This is a genomic window from Acinetobacter gyllenbergii, from assembly GCF_001682515.1.
Taxonomy (GTDB): Bacteria; Pseudomonadota; Gammaproteobacteria; order Pseudomonadales; family Moraxellaceae; genus Acinetobacter; species Acinetobacter gyllenbergii.
The window spans coordinates 1-1,257 of sequence record NZ_KV575279.1 but is presented as its reverse complement, the minus strand read 5'-3'; the positions used below and the strand labels follow the sequence as shown (position 1 = coordinate 1,257).

Annotated in this window: 1 pseudogene; it reads right to left on the bottom strand. The window is 47.6% G+C overall.

From position 1 onward, the window contains the following. A pseudogene (locus NG55_RS20370) lies at positions 1 to 1,257 on the bottom strand (hypothetical protein); the annotation flags it as partial.

Here is a 1,257-nt window from a genome sequence, read left to right as displayed (position 1 = left end):
GTCGAGCTTGAATTTACAGCACCCGCTTTCACATTAGTGATCGTGGTTCCACCAGCACCCGCAAGTGTGATTTTGTCTTTGATTGTTGCATCGTCATATTTAACTGCTGCATCGTCCAAACCACCTAACTTGCTGTCCACTGCTGCCAATTGGTCTTCGGTTGCTGCTTGACCCGATACCGCTGTGCCATTCCAAGTCTTATTGCTTAACCCGCCGACTGTACCCGCTGTACCATCAATCGTAACTGGATTCGCGGTACCCACTTTAATGGTATTACCCAAGCCAAGCTGTACACCATCCGCTGTCGTCGTACTGATAATGCTGCCATCAGTTGAACCTTTAACATTAATGGTATCGCCCAAAGCAAATTGGTTGCTGCTTGTGCCGTTACCAAACTTGATGCCTTTATCTGCTGTTGCTTGTGCTGCATCCGCTGCATTTTGTGCAGTTGTTACGTTTTGATTGGTCGTGAATAACTGACCACCATTCACCGCATCTGTCGATGTTGCTGAACTGATATCACCCGCTTTCACATTAGTGATCGTGGTTCCACCAGCACCCGCAAGTGTGATTTTGTCTTTGGTTGTTGCATCGTCATATTTAACTGCTGCATCGTCCAAACCACCTAACTTGCTGTCCACGGCTGCCAACTGATCTTCAGTCGCCGCTTGACCTGATACCGCTGTACCATTCCAAGTCTTGTTGCTTAACCCGCCGATTGTACCTGCTGTACCATCAATTGTAACTGGATTCGCGGTACCCACTTTAATGGTATTACCCAAGCCAAGCTGTACACCATCCGCTGTCGTCGTACTGATAATGCTGCCATCAGTCGAACCTTTAACATTAATGGTATCGCCCAAAGCAAATTGGTTACTGCTTGTGCCGTTACCAAACTTGATGCCTTTGTCTGCTGTTGCTTGCGCTGCATCCGCTGCATTTTGTGCAGTTGTTACGTTTTGATTGGTCGTGAATAACTGACCACCATTCACCGCATCTGTCGATGTTGCTGAACTGATATCACCCGCTTTCACATTAGTGATCGTGGTTCCACCAGCACCCGCAAGTGTGATTTTGTCTTTGGTTGTTGCATCGTCATATTTAACTGCTGCATCGTCCAAACCACCTAACTTGCTGTCCACGGCTGCCAACTGATCTTCAGTCGCCGCTTGACCTGATACCGCTGTGCCATTCCACGTCGTGTTGCTCAGACCTTTAACTGTGTTTGTTGCTTTATCTACAACAACACTGCCTACA